This is a genomic window from Acinetobacter sp. WC-743, assembly GCF_000335555.1.
GTDB lineage: Bacteria > Pseudomonadota > Gammaproteobacteria > Pseudomonadales > Moraxellaceae > Acinetobacter > Acinetobacter bereziniae.
Window position 1 is genome coordinate 58,044 of record NZ_AMFQ01000078.1, and the last position, 17,113, is coordinate 75,156.

15 protein-coding genes are annotated in these 17,113 nt (G+C 38.8%); 8 read left to right on the forward strand and 7 right to left on the reverse strand.

From position 1 onward, the window contains the following. Nucleotides 1-3: 3 nt before the first annotated feature. The gene (locus ACINWC743_RS11070) at nucleotides 4-972 is read right to left on the reverse strand and encodes a hypothetical protein (RefSeq protein WP_009585508.1); all 969 of its coding nucleotides are present in this window, start codon (nucleotides 970-972) and stop codon (nucleotides 4-6) included. 42 nt (nucleotides 973-1,014) lie between these two features. Beyond that, nucleotides 1,015-2,406 (reverse strand): multidrug transporter subunit MdtD, encoded by a 1,392-nt coding sequence (gene mdtD, locus ACINWC743_RS11075; protein WP_009585522.1) that lies wholly within the window; start codon nucleotides 2,404-2,406, stop codon nucleotides 1,015-1,017. A gap of 324 nt (nucleotides 2,407-2,730) precedes the next feature. On the opposite strand from mdtD, the gene ACINWC743_RS11080 reads away from it, so the two are divergent. Then, complete coding sequence (locus ACINWC743_RS11080) at nucleotides 2,731-4,539, forward strand: choice-of-anchor I family protein (RefSeq protein WP_009585509.1); 1,809 nt, start codon at nucleotides 2,731-2,733, stop codon at nucleotides 4,537-4,539. A gap of 123 nt (nucleotides 4,540-4,662) precedes the next feature. On the opposite strand, the gene tenA is transcribed toward ACINWC743_RS11080, so the two are convergent. Then, on the reverse strand, nucleotides 4,663-5,334 hold the full coding sequence (gene tenA, locus ACINWC743_RS11085) for a thiaminase II (RefSeq protein ID WP_005035207.1): 672 nt from the start codon (nucleotides 5,332-5,334) through the stop codon (nucleotides 4,663-4,665). 237 nt (nucleotides 5,335-5,571) lie between these two features. On the opposite strand from tenA, the gene ACINWC743_RS11090 reads away from it, so the two are divergent. From ACINWC743_RS11090 to ssb, 3 genes are all read left to right on the forward strand, one after another. After that, the gene (locus tag ACINWC743_RS11090) at nucleotides 5,572-6,654 is read left to right on the forward strand and encodes a DUF475 domain-containing protein (RefSeq protein WP_010590906.1); all 1,083 of its coding nucleotides are present in this window, start codon (nucleotides 5,572-5,574) and stop codon (nucleotides 6,652-6,654) included. 139 nt (nucleotides 6,655-6,793) lie between these two features. Next, a complete protein-coding gene (locus ACINWC743_RS11095; protein ID WP_009585507.1) occupies nucleotides 6,794-8,158 on the forward strand; it encodes an MFS transporter in 1,365 nt (454 codons plus the stop codon). Between the two features lie 51 nt (nucleotides 8,159-8,209). Further along, complete coding sequence (gene ssb, locus ACINWC743_RS11100; protein WP_004826134.1) at nucleotides 8,210-8,794, forward strand: single-stranded DNA-binding protein; 585 nt, start codon at nucleotides 8,210-8,212, stop codon at nucleotides 8,792-8,794. A 147-nt stretch (nucleotides 8,795-8,941) separates the two neighbouring features. Here the strand turns inward: ssb and ACINWC743_RS11105 are convergent, their stop codons facing one another. Continuing rightward, nucleotides 8,942-9,847, reverse strand: coding sequence for a DMT family transporter (locus tag ACINWC743_RS11105; protein WP_009585506.1), 906 nt, complete (start codon nucleotides 9,845-9,847; stop codon nucleotides 8,942-8,944). 182 nt (nucleotides 9,848-10,029) lie between these two features. On the opposite strand from ACINWC743_RS11105, the gene ACINWC743_RS11110 reads away from it, so the two are divergent. Then, nucleotides 10,030-10,905 carry an AraC family transcriptional regulator gene (locus ACINWC743_RS11110; RefSeq protein WP_009585490.1) on the forward strand — a complete coding sequence of 292 codons (876 nt, stop codon included), beginning with the start codon at nucleotides 10,030-10,032 and terminating at the stop codon, nucleotides 10,903-10,905. A 169-nt stretch (nucleotides 10,906-11,074) separates the two neighbouring features. Here the strand turns inward: ACINWC743_RS11110 and ACINWC743_RS11115 are convergent, their stop codons facing one another. Beyond that, a complete protein-coding gene (locus tag ACINWC743_RS11115; RefSeq protein WP_004826157.1) occupies nucleotides 11,075-11,410 on the reverse strand; it encodes a hypothetical protein in 336 nt (111 codons plus the stop codon). A 200-nt stretch (nucleotides 11,411-11,610) separates the two neighbouring features. On the opposite strand from ACINWC743_RS11115, the gene ahpC reads away from it, so the two are divergent. Then, complete coding sequence (gene ahpC / locus ACINWC743_RS11120; protein WP_009585469.1) at nucleotides 11,611-12,174, forward strand: alkyl hydroperoxide reductase subunit C; 564 nt, start codon at nucleotides 11,611-11,613, stop codon at nucleotides 12,172-12,174. Between the two features lie 68 nt (nucleotides 12,175-12,242). Here the strand turns inward: ahpC and ACINWC743_RS11125 are convergent, their stop codons facing one another. Then, nucleotides 12,243-13,166, reverse strand: coding sequence for a LysR substrate-binding domain-containing protein (locus ACINWC743_RS11125; protein ID WP_009585526.1), 924 nt, complete (start codon nucleotides 13,164-13,166; stop codon nucleotides 12,243-12,245). 117 nt (nucleotides 13,167-13,283) lie between these two features. Further along, nucleotides 13,284-13,910 (reverse strand): isochorismate family cysteine hydrolase YcaC, encoded by a 627-nt coding sequence (ycaC, locus tag ACINWC743_RS11130; RefSeq protein WP_009585529.1) that lies wholly within the window; start codon nucleotides 13,908-13,910, stop codon nucleotides 13,284-13,286. Between the two features lie 276 nt (nucleotides 13,911-14,186). On the opposite strand from ycaC, the gene ACINWC743_RS11135 reads away from it, so the two are divergent. Next, the gene (locus ACINWC743_RS11135) at nucleotides 14,187-15,062 is read left to right on the forward strand and encodes a pirin family protein (protein ID WP_009585486.1); all 876 of its coding nucleotides are present in this window, start codon (nucleotides 14,187-14,189) and stop codon (nucleotides 15,060-15,062) included. 719 nt (nucleotides 15,063-15,781) lie between these two features. Next, a complete protein-coding gene (locus tag ACINWC743_RS11140; protein ID WP_009585502.1) occupies nucleotides 15,782-17,080 on the forward strand; it encodes an FAD-dependent oxidoreductase in 1,299 nt (432 codons plus the stop codon). Nucleotides 17,081-17,113: the final 33 nt, after the last annotated feature.

A 17,113-nucleotide genomic window follows, 5' to 3' on the forward strand; every position in this document is an offset into this window, starting at 1 on the left:
ATGTTATGCAATTTCTAGATTAATCGTCGCGTTGCAGTATTGATCATGTGTTGATTGTACGCGTTTCGCTTTAGGGTGCGTCATTTGACTACCCAATTGTTCAATAAATTTACATGACGCATATTTTTTGGCACGTGCTTGATATTCAGTAATCCATCTGTCTCGGTCAAGCATACGGTTTTCTTGAACTGGCCAAACCCCTAAACGTAAGGCATCTATACCAATTCTCCACGGTTTCGGACTAATCCTTGCTCGGAAACAGTTTTGGTTCTTACACATACGCACATAGTTTGGATCGGCTTGTAGTGCAATAAAAAACTGTTGAGTTTCTTCACTGCGAGGTTCAAAGAGCTGATGCATGACCAAGACCCGATAGCCTTTTGGGGTTTGATAGACACGTAAATGCCAAGTTGGATGTTGCATAGAAAATTGACGAATGGATTTTAAGGCTTGTTGTTCTGGTGAACCCTTCCATTTATTTTGAATACTCAACAATATTTCGGCAGTTTGTTTGCTGAGTACAATGGAAAAAAACACGCCGAGTAGCAATATCCACCATGTTTTAAGTAATACAGTACAGACGATACTGATGAAAAAGAGCAATATAAAACTAAAAAAATACAGTCGACTATTCGGCGCGTAATTAAAATCAATGTCTGCAAATAAAACATCGGGCGTATTGAGACAGAGTGCACCATAAGAATTACGTGTGATCACCACATCATCGTGTTGTTGAATAATTTCTTCACGAATGGGCAAACCTTCACTGCCATTATAAGGAATTTTATGGTCAAGTTTGCGAATGTTCTGTCCTGATCTAAGTTGCTCAAGTGCCTCTTTAACACGTGTTTCTGCATGTATTAGTGCATCATGCATACTCAAATCTGACCAACCAAATCGTTTGATGGTGACTTGGCGTTTTTCGTATTGTGTTGTTATTTTTGCTTCTGCCCAATATCTTGGAATGATCATATGATGTGTCCTTATTCTTTATTCAGTTTTATTTTGAACAGTTTAATCTCGGGTATCTTTTGGGATCTGAAAGAAAATTAAAGCAGTGATAATATTGATCGCACCTAAGCAGATCAGCGTATAGTGAAAAGCTTGAGTAATATGTGTCTCTGTAAAATATACGGTAAAAGTATTCAACAATGTGCCTGCTAAGGCAATACCAATACTCATTGAAAGCATCATAATCATCGACAAGAAACTGTTACCACTACTGGCGTCTTGTTGAGTTAAATCTTTCAGCGTTAACGTATTCATGGTCACAAACTGCAATGAATTGAGTAAACCAAAAACAAAGAAGTGTAGAGTGCGCAGCCAAAGTGGCGTATCGACGGTATGCAAGGCAAAGCTGGCAATACATGCACCAATCAACAAGGTATTGACCAATAAAAATGGACGATAGCCTGTGCGTTGTAAAATAGGGCGGATGATGGGTTTGGAAAATAATGAGCCTAATACAATTGGTGTCATCATGATCCCTGTCATCAAAGGCTCCATTTTAAAAGCCACTTGTAACATGAGCGGTAAAATGAAAGGCACTGCGTTGCCACCAAAACGAGCAAAGAAATTTCCCAATACACCGATGGCATAAATTTTATTTTTAAATAAACGGCTACGAAATAGTGCATTCTGATGCGTATGGGCATGATAAGCATAAATACATGCTGCAATGATGCCGATAGAAAGTAAGCCGATACTGAAGTTTCGAGAGATCTCTTTACTGGCAATATTTTTAATACCGAGAGCCATACCCACCATCGCGATGGCTAAAAACACAAAACCGCTGAAATCGAAAGATTTCACTGAAGCTTCTTTGACATTGGGCATGGCTTTAAAGGTGACAAATGTCCCTAAGATTCCGATCGGTAAATTGATCAAAAAAATCCAATGCCACGAAGCATATTCAACCAGCCACCCTCCTAAAACAGGACCCATCAATGGTCCGAGTAGCCCTGCCAAACTCATCAGACTCATTGCTGAAAGAAATTGTTCACGAGGAATAATTTTTAACATGGCTAAACGACCTACTGGAACCAGTAGTGCACCACCTATGCCTTGAATGACTCGGAATGCGATCAGCAAATTGAAATTGTTGGATAGCGCACAACCCAAAGAGGCACTGGTAAAAATCACAATTGCGATAAAAAAAGTATTACGTACTCCAAAGCGATCAGCCAACCAGCCACTCAAAGGAATACAGGCGGCAACAGCCAATACATAGCTGATGACAATACCATGCATTTTTAATGGATTTTCTTGCAAACTTTCCGCCATTGCAGGCAAGGCTGTATTGATAATCGTGGTATCCAAGCCTTGCATGAAAAAGCCGATCGAAACTAAAAAAACCAATAAATAAAATTTAGGCTGTAATTTGCTGTGCGATGGCGTTGCAGTCATAGAACTGAAATAAGTCAATTTTGTGAATAGTTTAAAACAATGCTCAGCTTAAATCTGTATGAAATCGTTGTTGAACCAGCGAGATAAATGAGCTTTGGTACATGAGTCAAAAAATGAGGCATTGTACAGTTGATCTGAATGCACTGATTTCTGTGCAAAGTTAAAATTTGATCACTGAGTAAGCTTACCCACATTTAAAATGCTTTTGCCAAAGATACTGTGTCAAAGGTCAAGAAACTGCAATAAAAGTGTAATGTGTTGGTCATGAAATTTACACCCCTAATCCTTATAGTGGTGAAAATTTAAACTACAACGGATTGGCGCATGAACTTAAAGATTTCTGCATTGTGTTTAGCAATGCTTTCTGTGGGACTGGTGGCATGTAATGATGACAATGATCAATCAACACCACCAGTGGTTGAGGAGGCAACACCTGAAAGTATTAGCCTAAGTCTATTAGGTCGTTATGAGACAGGTGTTTTTGCTGAAAGCGCAGCAGAAATTCCTGCTTATGATGCAAGCACCAAACGAGTATTTGTGGTCAACGCCAAAAAAGGTTTGGTCGATGTACTTGATGTGTCTAAGCCAGATGCACCAGTTCATATTGGCGAGCTCTCTGCTCGTGAAGCCTTGGCAGAGTCAGAAGTAAATTCTGTGGCGATCAAAAATGGTATTGTTGCGCTTGCTGTTCAAGCCAAGCAAAAAACTGACAAAGGGTTGGTGGCGTTTTTTGATGCTAAGGATTTAAAACTCATCAGTAAAGTTGAAGTGGGTGCTTTACCAGATATGCTGACTTTTACCCCAGATGGTAAAACAGTTTTGGTTGCCAATGAGGCTGAGCCTAATGATGATTATAGTATTGATCCTGAAGGCTCAATCAGCATTATTGATATCACGAATATTCGTCAGCCAACCGCAACTGTTGCAGACTTCAAAGCATTTAATGATAAAAAAGCAGAGTTGATTAAATCAGGTGTACGAATTTTTGGTCCAAAAGCGACAGTCGCTCAAGACTTAGAACCTGAATACATTACAGTTAGCCAAGATGGAAAAACTGCTTGGGCAAGCTTACAAGAAAATAATGCCATTGCAAAAATTGATATTGTCGCAAAAAAAGTGACTGATATTTTACCATTGGGCTATAAAGATCATGGTCTGGCAAATAATGCTTTGGATGTCAGTGATAAAGATAAAAAAATTAATATTCAAGCTTGGCCAGGTTTGCTGGGAATGTATCAGCCTGATTCAATTGCCCACTATCAAGCCAATGGTACCAGTTACTTAGTGACCGCAAATGAGGGTGACTCACGTGAATGGTTAAATGACACAACTGCATATTATGCTGGAGACCAAAGTAAAGGTTTTGCAGAAGCAATTCGAATGAAGCATTTATTCAATGTCAAAGGTTTTAATAATAAAGGGGATTATCCTGCGCATTTGACTCATCTTGTTGCTGGGGTAAAAGGAGCCAAATTGGATGCTACAGTCTTTGCATATTGTGGAGCAACAGCAACTGGTCCAGGTTTATGCCGTGAGGACGACCAATTGGGGCGTTTAAATATTGCATGGAATATGGGGTATGAAACCAATACCGATGGTTCTCCCAAACTAGATGCCAACGGATTATTGACCTATAACAAACTGTATAGCTATGGCGCACGCTCATTTAGTATCTGGGACACACAAGGTAAATTGGTTTGGGACTCAGGCAGTGAGTTTGAACGTAAAGTTGCTGAGTTATTTCCAAATTACTTTAACAGTGATCATGAAGCGGCTGCTTTTGATGACCGTAGTGATAATAAAGGACCTGAACCCGAAGGTTTGGCTTTAGGGACGATTGGTAAGAAAACCTTTGCCTTTATTGGCTTAGAGCGTCAAAGTGGGATTATGGTTTATGATATTAGTAATCCTCAAAAACCTGCTTTTGTGCAGTATTTTAACAACCGTACTTTTAAACAAGATCAAACTTATGTCAATTCCAAAGGTGAATCTATTTTAATTGAAAAGAGTGATCTAGGACCTGAAGGACTGACGTTTGTTTCTGCGAAAGATTCACCGAATGCTAAACCAATGTTGATTGTGGGTAACGAGGTGAGCGGTAGTACAGCAATTTATCAGATTAATTTAAAGTAGAATTTTGAATTAATCCCTTTGTTTTAAAGAGTGCTTTGGCACTCTTTTTTATTACATTTTCAACGCCCACTATCCCAAAACTTAATATGTATAAGGGAGAGTGGGAAGCATTATATCTATAAATTACTGATCTAAGCCTAACCATTGTCTTTGATGATAAGCACCATCCCAAAATAACCATTCTAACTCAGCACCTTTGGTATAGGCTTTATGCATTTTCTCAAGTGTTGCGGCATCACAATGTTCAGCAATACGGTCAATAGTTGCCAAAACATTTTTAACCGCTTCATTAAATTCTTCACCAGAATAGGTATCGATCCATGCTTGGTAAGGATTATTGGCGACAGATTTGTTGACAATATCTTTACCGACTTCAGCATAAATCCAGAAACAAGGCAGTAATGATGCCAATACCACAGGATAGCTTTCTGACCACGCTGTCGCTGTTAAGAAAGAGGTATAGTGATGGCAAGCAAGCGTCAGTGGTGTGTTTTCAAAATCAGCTTTGCTGATGCCGAAGTTTTGCATAAATCCATCATGCAAACTGCGTTCAACCACAATGGCTTCTTTCGCGCCTTGCGTAAATTGAATGATATCGTCAGCATCAAAGGCTTTTGCACCACAAATAGCCAACGCACGTCCATACGCCACTAAATAATGGGCATCTTGGATCACATAATGACAAAAAACGTCTTTGCTTAATGTGCCTGTAGCAAGTTCTTGATTAAATGGTAAAGCTAATGTTTTGTTATATAAGGCAAGATTACGTTGCCAAAGCTGTTGAGAAAAACTCATGTTATTTTCCTATGCGATCATTCAAGCAATTAAAGTCATTTTGAACTGGCAAGACTATAACAACTCTAGGTTGGTTTAGGTATTTGAATGCAGAAAATTCAACTGAGTTTGCATAAAAATATGACAAAGAACTTTTGGAGAAACCTAAAAAAGTCGTCATAATGTGCGTATTAAAAACCCAATTTTTATTTCAGTGTTCTGATTAAAAAACTATTCTCCGTAGGTCGTATTCTCATGATGAAACATTTTGGTTTCTCAATTTTTTTTACGGTTGTGTGTTTGGCTATATCTGCATATTGGGGCTTTACCCATGGTCCCAATGCAGGTGTCCAAGCCATGCTGTCTGCACTGACGATTACAGCGATTTTGGCTGTGATGGAAGTGTCTTTGTCTTTTGACAATGCTGTGGTCAATGCCTCTGTATTACGCAATTGGGATCATTTTTGGAAAATGATCTTTTTAACGGTTGGGATCTTGATTGCCGTATTTGGTATGCGACTGGTTTTCCCTGTTGTGATCGTTGCAGTGACCGCAGATATGGGCATGGTTGAAGTTGTGAAAATGGCTTTAAATGATCCAATCCAATATTCAGCAAAATTATTAGCGCATCATGCAGAAATTGCTGCTTTTGGTGGAGCATTCTTATTGTTGGTTTTCTTAAACTTCTTCTTGGATGAAGGTAAAGACACGCACTGGTTTAAGTGGGTTGAAAAGCGTTTAGCAAATTTAGCCAATGTGCCTGCGATGTCGGTTTTCCTCGCACTCATTGCTTTGTTGGTGATGGCAGCCAATGTTGAAGAGGCAAAACGTCTTGTAGTGACCATGGCAGGTATTTGGGGTATTGTCATTTATATTGGTGTGCAAGTGCTGAGTCATTTATTGGGTGGTGAACCTGAAGTTGATGAAGAGGGCAATGCCGTAGGTCACGATGCCAATGGCGCTCCAACAGGTGTCATCAAAGCAGGTATCGGCGGTTTTATTTATTTAGAAGTCCTTGATGCCTCTTTCAGTTTTGATGGTGTGATTGGTGCTTTTGCAATTACCTCTGATGTGGTTATCATCATGTTGGGCTTGGCCATCGGTGCAATGTTCGTTCGATCAATGACGATTTATCTTGTCGATAAAGGTACACTTGATGCTTATGTCTACCTTGAGCATGGCGCACATTATGCGATTGGTGCTTTAGCTTTTATTATGATTGCAAGCGGCACTGGACTCCATGTACCTGAGGTGGTGACAGGATTGATCGGTGTTGCCTTTATTGTCTGGGCTGTGATTGCATCAATCCAATATAACAAGCGAATTGAACAACAAGATTAATCCTTTTTTAATAAAAGAGATTACAATGGGAGAGCACTTTGAAAGTGCTCTTTTTTATGCGCAATGTTTCCACAAAGTTGCCACAATATGCGATGATGTGTTTGAAAATTAGCTCGCCAGTTTTGATAAGCCAGTAGATATGATGAATCCTTTAGAACGCCGCTCGACCTTTGCATTAAGTAGTATTTTTGCTTTACGCATGCTGGGGCTGTTCATGATTATCCCTGTGTTTTCCGTGGTGGGGCAGTCTTATCAATATGCGACACCAGCCTTGATTGGTTTGGCAGTGGGTGTCTATGGTTTAAGTCAGGCAATTCTGCAAATTCCTTTCAGTTTATGGGCAGACCGTTTTAGTCGAAAACCATTGATTGTATTTGGGTTACTGTTATTTGCTTTAGGTGGTGCAATTGCAGCCATGTCTGAAAGCATTTATGGTGTGATCCTTGGACGAGCGATTGCAGGGGCTGGCGCTGTATCAGCGGTTGTCATGGCATTGCTTGCAGATGTGACTCGTGAAGAAAACCGCACCAAAGCCATGGCTGTGATGGGTATGAGTATCGGCTTATCTTTTGTAGTCGCGTTTAGCCTTGGACCTTGGCTAACCAGTTTAGTCGGTATTTCAGGACTTTTTTGGGTCACGACCGTGATGGGGTTGTTGGCAATTTCAATGTTGTTTTTGGTGCCAAAAACTACTCGTCATCATAAGAACTTTAAACAAGGCTATCTCAATCAGCTCAAACAAGTGTTAAAAATGGGTGATCTGAATCGTTTGCATGTTTCAGTCTTCGCGTTGCATTTATTGCTCACTGCCATGTTTATTTATGTGCCTTCTCAGTTGATTAACTTTGCAGGTATTCCTTTAGCCAAACATGGCATTGTGTATTTACCACTGTTGGTGATTAGCTTATTTTTTGCTTTTCCAAGCATTATTCTTGCTGAAAAATACCGCAAGATGCGCAGTATTTTTCTCACAGCGATTGCAGGCATTATTGCTGGTCTGGTTATTCTTATATTTGGTTATGAATCCAAATATATTTTATTGCTCGGTCTGGGCTTATTCTTTATTGCTTTTAATGTGATGGAAGCCTTATTACCTTCATGGTTGTCCAAAGCTGCACCGATTCAGTCCAAAGCAACAGCAATGGGTGTCAACGCAAGTGCTCAATTTTTAGGTGCTTTTTTTGGTGGTACACTCGGTGGGCAATTAATTTTGCTCAATAATACAACAATGGGTTGGAGTGTTTTAGCAGCTATTGCTATACTTTGGTTGCTCATTAGTTTTGGGCTGGCTCAACCACGATATTTGACATCAATCGTTTTGCGATTACCTGAGGATAAACAAACCGATAATTGGACTTCTCAGTTATTGTCAATTCGTGGTATTGAAGAGGTCGTGGTGATGTCTGACCAGCAAGTGGCGTATATAAAGGTTGATAAACAGCAGATTGATGATGCTGCGCGACAACATTTAACGCAGTTGTTTGGGAAAGAGGTAGCCATTTAAACATAACTCTTATAAAGTAAAACATAGAATCGAATAGGAAGATAACATCTAATGCGTGGTGTAAATAAAGTTATTTTAGTTGGTACTTTGGGTCGTGATCCTGAGACGAAAACATTCCCAAATGGGGGGTCTCTCACTCAATTTTCAATAGCGACCAGTGAATCTTGGACAGATAAAAATTCCGGAGAAAGAAAAGAACAAACGGAATGGCATCGTATTGTGTTGCATAACCGCTTAGGTGAAATTGCACAGCAATATTTACGTAAAGGCTCGAAAGTTTATATTGAGGGTTCTTTACGTACACGTCAGTGGACAGATCAAAATGGTCAAGAACGCTACACAACGGAAATCCGTGGTGAGCAAATGCAGATGTTGGATAACAACCGTCAGCAAGGTGAAGCAGGTGAAAACGGGGGCTATAACCAACCACGTTTCAATAACAATCAACAAGGTGGTTTTAATAACAACCAAGGTGGTGGTTATAATCAAGGCAACCAAGGTGGCTATGGTAATGCAGCTCCACAAGGTGGTTATGGCAATGGTGGAAACAATGTTAATCAGGGTTTCCAGTCGCCTAAACCACAACAAGCGCCTGCAACTGCTCCAGCAGATTTAGATGATGATCTGCCGTTCTAGATCAAATATCTCAATTATTTATTTGAAGTTGATTTAATTTAAATTTCTTTAAACTCAAATATTTAATGTATTAAATAGCCTCTTTTATTTTGTAAATAAGAGAGGCTATTTTTATTTCATGCAGAGCGTAAGCTATCGTTTTTTCACTTAGCTTCGGTTGAGCATGCGAGGGAGTCTAAAATTTGGTAATTTAATAAAGAAAATTGCATTACCAGATAAAATTAAAATTACCCCGATCACAGCATTGATATGCCATTGATACCCTTCCCAAAAGGTCGAAATCAGCAAAGCGACCAATGGAAATAACAAGGTACTATACGCCGCTTTAGCTGCACCAATCCGCCCAACTAAATAGAAATAAGCAGTAAAGCCAATCACTGAGCCAAAAATAGCCAAATATAGTAAAGCACTCACTGCACTGAATTGCATATTTGGGAAAAACTCATCTTGCTTGATCACCGCGATCAGTGCCATTAAGATTGAACCGTACAACATGCCATAAGCATTGGTGGTAAAAATATCCAACCCCTTTTTTTGATGGCGTGCACTGATCATATTTCCCAGAGAAAAGCCGTAGGTTCCCAATATACACAGACCTATTCCTATCAGCGTATATTGATTTAAGCTGTTTCCCACGACATCATGCCAAAACAAGGCAATAATACCTAATCCACCGAGCAAAGCCGCAGGATAAAAATATGTAGAAACCTGCTGTTTAAAGAAAATTTTGGCATTCAGTGTGTTAAAAATCACTGCCATTGAAAAAATGACAGCTTCCAAACCACTACTGATATATTGAACTGCATAATAAAAGCAAACAAAGTTAAAACCAAAAATACAGCAAGCTTGCAGCATACAAAATAAATGGTCGTTTAAAGCTAACTTTTGCTTTTTTCGGCACAACATAATCACTGCAAATAAGAACATTGCTGAAATAAAGAAACGCCAGAACACCGCCACATTGACCGATATGCCACTTTGTTGTTGCAGAGTAATCGCAATCCAAGTCGTTCCCCAAATCACCACGACCAATACATATAGGAGTGCATTCATATTCTTTCAACCAAACTAAACGATCAGCACTATTGTGCTTGATTTAAGCGACCTATTTCTTGCACCTCCTTGTGGTGGCTATCATGAGCTTGTGGTTTTTTTCTACTCACATTTTTATATCAATGATAAAATAAATTTATAGTCTTACACTCAATATTCAAATTTGGTACTGCGTATAGAAGATGAAATATCAGATTTTCGATCAATTGCAACAGCACAAAGCTCAACTGCTGGATTCGGTCGAGTTGGGTTCTGGTATGCAATTAGCCATGTGGCAAAATAACCAAGACCGTGTAAGTGTATGCAGTAACCACCATACCCTGAGTATGTATGTTCAAGGTGGATATCACAGTTATCAAAAGACAGCACAAGGTTGGCACAATGGCGGTGGACCTGATCATATGTGCTTAATGCCTCAAGATTTTGAGTCAACTTGGGATCTACGAGATCCGCTCACTTTTGCGCATCTTTACTATACTAAGCAACACTTACAACGTGTAGCAGAACAGGTATGGGATCGTGAGCCGAGTCAAATTATTTTAGATCCGCAAATTTTTGTTGCTGATCCACAGATCGCAATGATTTATCGTCATTTTTTATTAAATACGGCTTGGCAGGACAGTGAAAACCACTTGCAAATGAGTACAGCCACGACACTACTGCTCAATCATCTGATTAAAAATTATAGTGCTGCTCAGTGGCAGGCGCCAGAGATCAAAGGGGGCTTGTCGCCTTATACACTCAAACACGTATTGGAATGGATTGATCAGCATATTCAGCAAAGCTTGACCCTATCTGATTTGGCTCAACAAGCTCAACTGAGCGAATATCATTTTGCACATATGTTTAAGCAATCCATGCAGATCCCACCACATCAATATGTGATGCAACGTCGTCTGGAATTGGCTCATCAAGCTTTACAACAAAGCAAAGCGAGTATGATGGACATTTCAGAACAATACGGATTCAGCTCAAGTAGTCATTTTAGCAATCGTTTTAAAAAGCAATTTGGGTATTCTCCATCTCAAATGAGAAAAGCTGAAAAAAGTCGTTATTAATATGATCGAGGCTTTGAAATAGAAGCTTTGGGTAATTTACTTATTTTGTAGTTTTCAATCATCACGGGTTTTCTATTCTGAGGCGTTACGGATATTACAACAAGGTCGAATGATCAACCTTGTTGTATGGGATGACACTAAAACTAAAAGGCAGTATTTTGAAAGCGGCTTAGAAAATACGTGAGCTGTGCATATAGTGATTGCTCACTTGATTATAGCTTTGCATGATCTGTTGGCTATTATTACTGCTCAGTGCTGAATTAAATTGATGCATATAATCGAGTAATTGTGATTTTGCTTTGGTTGCAAACTCAGCAGTGATGGCTTGATCTTCATAGAGTAAAACATAGTTTTTGGCAAAGCCATAAATGATAAACAATGCTGTTTTCTCAAAGTCTGATTCGCAATCAAGAATTTGATCTTCACAGTTTATTTTCAGTTGTTTAAAGGCATCTGTACCAAAAGGAAGGTTTTGGAATTGCTCCAAAATAGCTGAGAACGTCATTTTTTAAAGTCCACGCAAAAAGAAAATCTACAGATTAATTCTTGCGAGGTCAAGCCACTTTGCAAGAATAACATGAAAAGCCTTTTTAATTCATAAAACCGATTTATTTTATTAAAAACTACAGTTTTACCGATTTAAATATTTTTCGTATAGTGGCTTCACAGATAAGCAATCCCTGAAACGAATTGAAGGAAGACCACATGAGTTTAATCAATACTGAAATTAAAGCATTCAACGCAACAGCATATAAAAACGGTGAATTTATTGAAGTGTCTGAAAAAGATTTCTTTGGTAAATGGTCAGTTGTATTTTTCTATCCTGCGGATTTTACCTTTGTTTGTCCGACAGAGTTAGGTGATCTCGCCGATAATTATGCAGAATTCCAGAAAATGGGTGTCGAAATTTATTCAGTCTCTACAGATACTCACTTTACTCATAAAGCTTGGCATGACAATTCAGACGAAATCAAAAAGATTCAATATCCAATGATTGGTGATCCAACTTGGGCATTGGCAAAAAACTTTGAAGTGCTGATTGAAGCTGAAGGTCTTGCAGACCGTGGTACATTTGTCATTGATCCTGAAGGTAAGATTCAAATCGTAGAAATCAATGCCGGCGGTATTGGTCGTGATGCACAAGAGCTATTGCGTAAAGTCAAAGCTGCACAATATGTCCATACTCACCCAGGTGAAGTTTGCCCAGCAAAATGGAAAGAAGGTGATGCGACACTTGCACCATCAATTGACCTGATTGGAAAAATCTAATTGTTTAATCATTTTGAGTCTCAAAAAACCAGAAGTGCTACTTCTGGTTTTTTATTTTTAAATTGGCTTTAGAGAACATAACCTTCTTGTTGAGGGGCATAAGCACGGATGCCTTCAACAAGGTCCTCAATGAGTTTTTCCATCACTAAGCGTTGTCCTTTTCTGGATGCATAAACCAGTTGTACAGTCCCGATATTGGAACACCATTCAGGTAAAATATGGATCAAACGACCCGAAACAATATCTTGTTCTACGGTTAAATAAGGCAGATCGGCAATGCCTAAACCATCCAAAACTGCATAATAGGCACCCATCAAGTCATTGCTCTTGATACGCGGTTGCAGAGGAATATCGATTTCTTCTTGTTGCTCGTTATGATGTAAATGCCAATGATAATGCTGTTTGTCTGTACCTAAAACAATGCTTGGAAACTCACATAACTCGGTGACATGCTGGATTTGACGGTCACCTAAAAGTTCAGGACTAATGACTAAGCAATGCGTGGTTTTAATAATGTCACGCACAATGATACTAGAGTCTTCATTCATGGTGAAATTGGTACGAATCGCCAAATCAATATCATCATGCAAAACATCGATACGTCGACTGGTCAATGCTAATTCAACATTGACCTTGGGATATTTTTTTAAAAACTGATTTAAAATAGGACGAACTTGGTGTTCTAACATCACGGGAGGGCAACAAATTTTAATCAGTCCCTGCAATTCAACTTTTTGCTTTAACAGTACATTCTGTGCAGTATCAGCTTGATCAATAATCTTGGAGCATTCTTCAAAAAATTCTTGCCCTAAAGGTGTGACTTTAAAATGCCGTGTCGAACGTTGAATTAAAGTGACATTGAATTTTGCTTCCAAATCCAAAATACGTCGGCTAAGTTTTGACTTGGTAATGTTACTGGCTTCACTTGCAGCACTAAATCCGCCATGCTTTACAACCAAATAAAAATAATAGTAGTCGTCAAAAGAATGCACAGCTATATCTCTGAATTGGGTTGTTTAGATCATATCACTGATAGGAAAATACACTCAATCATATCCACTCAAAATAGAAATGTAAGCGCTTACATTTCTATTTGAGAGCAGATTGTCTTATTTTTGAGAAGTATTCTGATTGTAACTGTTGATCAGGTTACGGTAGTCAGGTATATGGTTGCCAAATAATGTACCTAAACCTTCGATATCATTGCGCCAGTCACGATGTAATTCACAGGCAGCACCAAACCAAGTCATTAACTGTGCGCCTGCACTACTCATACGATCCCAAGCGGAATCACGAGTGAGTGGATTGAAAGTGCCAGAAGCATCGGTAATCACAAACACATCAAAGTCTTCTTCAAGGGCTGAAAGGGCAGGAAAAGCCACACAAACTTCAGTCACAACCCCTGCAATAATCAATTGCTTTTTGCCAGTTGCTTTTACAGCTTTCACAAAGTCTTCATTGTCCCAAGCATTGATTTGACCAGGGCGAGCGATATAAGGCGCATCTGGAAAGAGTTGTTTTAACTCTGGTACAAGCGGACCATTTGGACCATCTTCAAAACTGGTGGTTAAAATGGTTGGAAGGTTAAAATATTTGGCTGCTGCTGCGAGTGCCAATACATTGTTCTTAAATTTATCTGGATCAATATCACGTACTAAAGACAACAATCCTGTTTGATGATCGACTAATAATACGGCTGCATCTTCTTTATTTAAACGAATGTAAGGTTTGCCCATTTTTTATATCCTGAATTTAAAAAAGTTTAAATTGTGCTTAAAAACAAAACAAATTGCTTTGTATGGACTTTATCTTAGGGTGTTTATATTGAACAAATAAGTCTAAAAAATGAGATAAATAATCCCATATATAAGATTATTATCGGGCATGTAAGGGGGAGTATTGGGCTTTAATGTCCTATATTTGAGATACAGTGTATTGATGGGTTGCTGTATTCAGCACTTTAAAAAACATAAAATACAATCATATTAAAGCCTAGAGATAGGAGTATTGAGATGAAAAGAATTATCGGTGTATACCGCAATCAAAATATGCATTGGGTGGGTGATGGCTTTCCAGTAAAAAGCTTGTTTTCTTATGATCGTCTAGGTCAGGCAATCAGCCCGTTTTTACTTTTAGACTATGCCGCACCTTACACATTTGCACCAAGTCATGAACAGCATGGTGTGGGTTCGCATCCTCATCGTGGTTTTGAAACAGTAACTATTGCATATCAAGGTGAAGTGACGCATAAGGATTCACATGGCGGTGGTGGAACGATTAAAACTGGCGATGTGCAATGGATGACTGCGGGCGCTGGTTTAGTTCATGAAGAGTTCCATTCACATGAGTTTACCGAAAAAGGTGGTCTGTTTGAAATGGTTCAGCTTTGGGTAAACTTACCTGCGGCAGATAAAATGACTCAACCGAAGTACCAAGCCATTTCTGCACAAGATATTCCTGTGATTCATTTTGATGATGATGCAGGGCATTTGCGTGTGATTGCTGGAAAATATGCTGAACAACAAGGCGCTGCTTCAACATTTAGCCCTGTGAATGTATGGGATGGTCAATTAAAAGCAGACCAGACGCAAATTGTTCATGTTCCTGTTGACCATAATGTGTTGGTGGTTGTCCTTGAAGGTGAAATGCTACTCAACGGTACGCAAAAAGTACTCGACAGTTCGATCGTCATGTTTGATCAAGATGGCGATGTAGCAATTCAACTTGAAGCGGTGCAAGATGCTAAGTTTTTGGTGTTGACTGGTAAACCGTTGAATGAACCTATTCAGGGTTATGGTCCATTTGTGATGAATACCAAGGAAGAGATCGTGCAAGCTTTTAACGATTTCAATCAAGGTAAATTCGGCGAAATTGCAGCAGAAGCTTAAACAAAGGCGGATTGTAAAATCCGCTTTTTTATACTCGAAATTGTATGAAGTTCGGGGCTGAAAAAGAAAAAAGAGCTTTGATCTCATCAATCAAAAGCTCTTTACGCTGTAGTTTTCTTGTATTCGAAATCGCTATTCTTATACGATGGTTTTAATGTATTGCATGCATCATAATAAATGAAAAATGTGAAGTAAAGCACATATCGGGTTGTTTGTCTAAATTCTGAGCATAATGATAAAAATTGATCAAGGCTTATTATGCGAACAACAGCAAAAATTTTCATCCTATAGGTAAATTTCAAAGTGAAAAAAAAGGATCTCTATTCCACACTATAGAGATCCTTTTTGTGCTGTAGTTTCTTTTATTGTCGATATAGTCATAATTATTTGTTTTTATTATAAATGTGATTTGCTTATCATTTTTATGCTGTAAATTTTAAATAAGAAAATACGGTTTGTAAACGATTTTTTAATAAATAGTTAAATTATCTTTATGTTTTTAACAGAATTTTTCAATATATGAAAATAAAAATGAAATATAAATCATGTAGATCGCATACATTCGCAATATTTAGGATTCCGATGAATGGTAAGCTTAAAATGGGTATTTTTTTCTAAAAAAATTCCAACAAAAAAAGTTAAATGTGGAACTTTTTAATACCGTGATTTAATCCGCTATAGCTCATAATAAAAAAAATGGTTACGCACGGATAATAACTTTGGATATTGCAGTGATTGGTAGTGGTATGGCTGGCCTAGCTACCGCAAGAATTCTTAAAGATGCAGGTCATCACATTACCATCTTTGAAGCATTACCTGGTCGTGGGATGGATAGTCACAGTATTGAGTTTGAAGGTGGCTTAATTGATGCACCATTACGTGTGATGAATCCACATTTATGGAAAAACACGCTTAGCCTAGCGACACATTTGGGTATAAAAACATTTCCTGTACGTACTTTTATGGCGTGCAGTTGGTTATTTGAAGATAAAACAGAAACATGGTTGACCACCTCTCGTACTCGGATTGGTAATTTTCCGATTATCAATAACCGCAAAGGCATTAAGCAGTACGGATGGCGTTTGGTGAAAGGGATGTTGCAACTTAAAACAGCAATTTCTCAGTTTTTTAAATCTAAAAATCAAGAGATTACCCTCGCAGATTTTATCAATCAGAATGAAATCGAAGAAGTATTTTGGCATGGTGCGGTAATGCCAGTGCTCTATACAATTTGTACCTGTGACCCTAAAACGATTGGTGAATGGCCAGCAAAGCCGTTGTTAATCTTTTTAAAGCAATTAACTGATGGCGATGCATTGCTTCGTTTACATGGCGGTACACCTGCTTTTGTCGATAAATTAATCGAAGGCATTGATATACATAGCAGTTCTGAAATTACGCTGGTTGAAGAACAGGGCGAAGGTGTTTTGGTTAAAAATGCCCAAGGCGAGCAATTCCAGTTTGATCGTGTTGTGGTTGCCACCCCGACCAACAAATTGGACAGCTTTTTAAATGTTGAACAGTTTGCTGATGATATTGAACTTTTGAAAAAGTTTAAATTTGAGCAGGGTGAATTGGTCATGCACACCGATCCAACGGTGATGCCTCCAAACCGTAAAGACTGGTCCGTGTTGAGCTATATGATGGACCGTAAATTTACCAAGCAACAGTTCACGGTTTGGCTCAACTCGATTGAACCGAGTCTAGTGGGCAAGTCCCCAGTCTTCCAAACTTGGCGTCCAGTTACGACAATTGATCCTAAGAAAATTATTTCAACAGTGACCTTAACGCGAGCTGTGGTAGACTCTGAAACTGTTGCATTGAATAAAGAGTTGCAAGCGCGCCATAAAGTGGCAAATCGCAAAGTCTTTTATTGTGGTTCATGGTCTTGTGACGGTTTACCTATCCTTGAGTCAGCGGTCACTTCGGCAATGCATATTGCAGAGATATTTAATGCACCATTGCCATTTAAAGGTTTAAAGCCTAATGTTGAGGTCGCACCACAACTCGGTTATTAATGCTAAATCATATGGGTGGTGTGTCAGCATCAC